The organism is Novosphingobium sp. AAP83 (assembly GCF_001295795.1).
Taxonomy (GTDB): Bacteria; Pseudomonadota; Alphaproteobacteria; order Sphingomonadales; family Sphingomonadaceae; genus Novosphingobium.
In genome coordinates, this window is record NZ_LJHY01000083.1 from 1 (window position 1) to 4,790 (window position 4,790).

The 4,790-nt window shown below is 51.9% G+C and carries 3 protein-coding genes; 2 read left to right on the top strand and 1 reads right to left on the bottom strand.

Annotation, left to right across the window (positions count from 1 at the left end; genetic code table 11):
- The first annotated feature begins 571 nt into the window (after window positions 1-571).
- Both IP81_RS19450 and IP81_RS19455 read left to right on the top strand, forming a co-directional pair.
- Window positions 572-3,655 carry a tetratricopeptide repeat protein gene (locus IP81_RS19450; protein ID WP_054109660.1) on the top strand — a complete coding sequence of 1,028 codons (3,084 nt, stop codon included), beginning with the start codon at window positions 572-574 and terminating at the stop codon, window positions 3,653-3,655.
- A gap of 1 nt (window position 3,656) precedes the next feature.
- Complete coding sequence (locus IP81_RS19455; RefSeq protein ID WP_054109661.1) at window positions 3,657-4,064, top strand: hypothetical protein; 408 nt, start codon at window positions 3,657-3,659, stop codon at window positions 4,062-4,064.
- A gap of 501 nt (window positions 4,065-4,565) precedes the next feature.
- Here IP81_RS19455 and IP81_RS19460 read toward each other — a convergent pair.
- A partial coding sequence (locus IP81_RS19460; RefSeq protein WP_157573358.1) for a DUF2280 domain-containing protein occupies window positions 4,566-4,790 on the bottom strand: 225 nt, incomplete at its 5' end.

The window sequence follows — 4,790 nt, forward strand, 5'->3', positions numbered from 1 at the left end:
CATTGGAATGACGTCGGATCGTACGTGCGCACGTGCCGTGGGGTGACGTGCACCCCCTACTCCTGCTTAATTAATTCCGCCACCTCCGCTCGGCTCCAGTAGCATGCCAAATGCTCGAAAATTCGGCGCTTTACGGTTTCAGGGAGTCGCATCATCAAGTACGTTCTGGGTAAGTTGTGGTAGGTCGACCAACTTATGGGCCGGCGTGCTGAAGTCGGTCGAACGTTGACCGTTGAGGTGCCACAACAATGGTCATCGAATCTGATTGGGAGCTGATTTTGCAGCACGTCTCGTTAAAGTTGCCACACGTCTTAGTGCACGCAGGGGAGGTCAACGACACGCGGCTGTTAAGCGTCAGTAAGATAGGCCAACTTACCAAGGGATACCTAGGTTTGGCACCTCTTAACGTGGGGCGTCCATGTGGAGGTCTTTGAGCCAGGTGGATTGAAGGAACTGATGCCTGTTAGGCCGCACTAGTGGCCTGCGCTTCCTTGAGCGTTTGTGGCAAGAAGTCTTTGGATGAGGTCGAATCAATTGCCTCGTAGAGTGCAAAAAGTTCGAAGGGATAGTTGTGGCGGAGTTGGTGATTAACTGGAACCCTCTGGTTCGCAGGGACTTTGACGGCTTTCGTCGGTTAGCGCTCGACGTGGAGGGCAGAGAAGAGCGGGAGAAGGCCCTGCTCAAGGCCGGTGGGGTCATTGACGCTCTAATGGGTGAGATTATCCGGGCGGGGTATTTCACTGACGCGGACACCTTTGCATACGCCGGAGAAAAATATCGCAAGGCTTGTGAAGAAGGGCTTGAAATGGAGTTGCGGAAGCGCCTGTTTCAAGAAGTGACGGCCTTCACGCAACATTTCGATGATTGCACCGCCACGGCATATTTGCCGTTTATATGCGATGAAGAAGATAAGGGCATCGTTTCCACGGCCACACTGGATTACGTCAGCGTTGGAAAGGTTGCAGAAGGGGCAGACCCTTTGCTTCTGCCTCGTCACCTCGTCCAGATGCTAGGCTCTCAGCATATTAATAACCGGGGAGCGGTGTTCGGAGGGCTTCTGACTACAGGCGACCCAAGGGTTTGCGAACTCCTCTGGGATATCCGATCAACGCTAACTGAGGAGGAAATCAACGAGGCGTGCCTTTGTCATAGCGGTTTCATCGGCGCTGCAACGGTCGAATTCTATCTCGGCTGGTTGGAGGAAATCGTGCATTCGGAGCGCAATAGTCTCTTCGGCAAATTAGCGTCTGGGTTAGCGCTGATACGACGCAATGTGCAAAACGACCTCGTTTTTACGGGCCTTCGACCATTCCCTTATAAAAGTCTTGAGGGCGATGCCCTTAAAGATTGTCTCAAGCCAGTGCTGCTTGACGATTATACCCGCGAAATCGGTCCGAGGATGTTGAAGCTCACCGCAGATGATGCACAACCAAAGGTAATGCCTGATGTTTTGAGCATTTGGGGTATTTGCAATTCAACCGATGCTAAGGGCATATTGATTACTGATGACCTAGCAGAACGATGCTGGGAAGTGCTCAACGATGAGAGCCTGCTCACCGAAGATCGGTACGGTATTCTTTCACGGCTCATCGATATTGGAATTGCGCGGGGCGGCAGTGTCATCACCAAAGTGGCCGATTCGATCTATCGCAAAGGTGAAACAAGAATTTGGGAAATAGTGCACGTCCGGTACGAGCTGTCTCTGGAACATCGAGAGCATAAAACGCAGAACGGTGATGTTTGGGGGCAGATCGTCGCGATGCCGATTATCTGCTCGACAGATATCCCTGACGCGAAGATTCCTGAGCTCTGCTTAGGTTTACCCGAGCTACCGTCAGGCGAAAAATTCAAGTTTGTCCTCACGACGTTTCGATGGGGCGATTTGTATAGCAACGAAAGCATCAATCGGCTGCTTCACACCATGCTCTTCCGTTGGCAAACTGGCGATACGCCTGATGTCGTCGAAAGGGACATGGCCACCGTACCGCCGCTGAACGACACCAAATCGGCCCTAGATGAGATTGTCGTCACTCGTGACCTAACCCTGAAACTGCGTTTTTTGGTTGGTTACCAATTGGCCAACGCCGACGGCGATGAAGTCTCCAATGAGCAGAAAAATTCTTGGATATCATCCGCTCAGTCGTGGATTGATGAGCATAACTTTGCTGCTAACTTTTATGTCCGGTATCCATCGCCTTTGGTTCCAGCGCTTTATGCCGGACAATCCACAATGATGTTTTATAGTGTGTATGCAAATTTCGTGGCCACCGAGAGCATGCACCCGTTACGAGACGCGGAAAAATTTGGCGTACGGATCGAATGTTTTGGTGATCCCAGCTCACAGCTGGCGAGCTGGTTCACTGTCACTTCATATGATCTCGAAAACGGTGACTCTATAGCCTATCGAGATATCCCCATCGCATTGGCGAGCACTACCTCGCGCTGGGCTTTAGAGATTGACCAGCTTAGAGTTCGTGCAGAGAGAGCTGGCCATCCCTTCGCTGTCTCGGCTCCGATATTGCAGCCTACCCAGATGCATCCGGCGGTTTTCGAGAAAACGAAATGCATCAAAATCACCCTTGGCGCACCGGTGCAGTTCGAAAAGCAATATACCGACACACTGTCATTGGACCCAGAAACCCACCTGCCTGAGGAGAAGGAGCGCTGGGCGCTTGAGCTCGACATTCTGCCTTTGGATGCTGATATTTTTCAAGCCAGCGTTGCAGCGGCGTTGGGCGTCGCAACCAAAGATTTATATGTTTGGGGAACCTACACGGTCGAAGGGGAGCGATGGCTCCCAACAGTGGTGCTCCCCTTTGATGGGGTTAAGTGCGAAAACGGATCAGAACTCAATTGGCCTCCTGAAAAAAGCGTACTTGAGGCGGCAATCGCTTTTGCAACTACGAACGCATCGAGGAAATGGTCGAATTATCAGGTAGGCGGGCTTGGTGGCGAAGTGAGTCATACAGAGAAGTCTGTCGAAAAAATTTTAGCTGAGGCCAGAAGCGGAGATCTGGCTTCACAACTATCAATGGCGGCAATGCTTTATGAGGGTAAGCGAGTTCCAGTTGACCTGACAACTTCCCTTCAATGGTATCGCGCAGCAGGCCAGAAGGGGCATGCGGGTGCGCAGGCGATGGTTGCCTACATGCTAGAGGAGGGCATGGGGTGTGACAAAAGCGATTCCGAAGCTTTCCTTTGGTTTCGGCTTGGGGCTGAAAATGGAGACGCCTATTGCCAGTACAAACTCGCCGTAGCGCTTGAGGCGGGATTGCACATCCAGAAAAATATGTCTGACGCCTTGAAATGGTATCGCAAAGCTGCCGAACAAGGCGATACAGACGCCCAGTGCGAACTTGGAATTAAGTTGTATTGGGGCGATCATGCTCCAAAAGATTTGAAAGAAGCTGCCGCGTTTTTCGAAAGGGCTGCCCGTAAAGGAAACGCTGCCGCTCAATACAATATTGGCGCAATGCTGGCCCACGGTGAACATGCTGAAGTTGATCGAGTTGCCGCCGCAGCATGGCTGAGGCTTGCGGCTGAACAAGATTACGACGGCGCAGAGGATGGCTTGGCTCAGATTAGTGGTGAAATGACGGCGAAGGAAATAGAGCAAGCAAAAGCGCTGGCGCAAAATCTGTGCCGAGGAGGATGACATGGCAAGTTATGCTGAACGTGCTGCCAGCCTTAGAGACGAGGACCTTCTGGAGATCGCCTTCTCAAAAGAGCGAGATGGGTTTGATCCTGTTTTTATCGCGGTAGCGCGAAAAGAAGTGTCTCGAAGGAAAATTGACAGCCCTACTCAAAAGTATGGGAGTGAGTTGCAGAGACAAAAGGAACTTAATGCGGCACTCGATGCGGTTAAGCACAAAACTCCGCTCAAGCGGGTTGGTACTTTGCTGTTCCTATTCTTTTCGATACTTGTTTTACCGTGCCTAATCGTTGCATTTTCCTTATTTTTAAAAGGTTATAACAAAAAGGCAAAGGACGCACTATCAGTCACGCTAATAGGCTTCCCTCTTTGGATTGCGGTGATTGTCATTGCTGGCATGGTAGCTGGTTGATGGCCACGCAAAAAATCCCGCCGATCACAACCATTCCCCTAAGTGGGCACCATACAGAATGACGAAGACCACAACTACGGAACATCGATTTAGGAAACGCACGCACGTTGGGCATTTAGAGACAGATGAGCACCTTAAGATCGCGGGCCGAGATGACCTTGCGGATCGCCGCTACCGCAGATTTTATCTTGTTGTGAACTACGTCTGCCGGGTTCGCCATCTCGACTTCGAATACGCGGTGGACAAAGTCAATGGCATCACACAACACCGTCAGGTTATGGTGGGCGTGGTCACAGTCGCTTTGGGCATCATGGTAGCGCCCATTGGTCGGCGGTCACTGTACACACATGCCACCCGTCTCAAGATGCTGGCCAAGAACGCTGGGTCACGGCCACTTCATCTTCGATCCGAAGAATGCAGGGTCAGCAGGCGCAACAAGCTAGGTCTATCTACCACCTGCAACAGATTTTGGCCATATGTCAGGCGCTGCTAGTAACCACGTTATAAGGTCTTCCTGAGGGCGACGCGGGTGTTGTTGAACATACCGCCGACTTCTTTCGCGGCCTGTTCCAGGGTATGCAGGGCAAGGGCCGCATTACCCGACGCAAGAGCTCGGTCATGGATCTTCTGAAGACGTCGAAGCCGGAATGCCCGACGTGCGATCGGTACGTCTGCCACCTCTTGCTCAAAACGCTTACGTGTTGCGGCATGCAGGTCGCGTAGCCG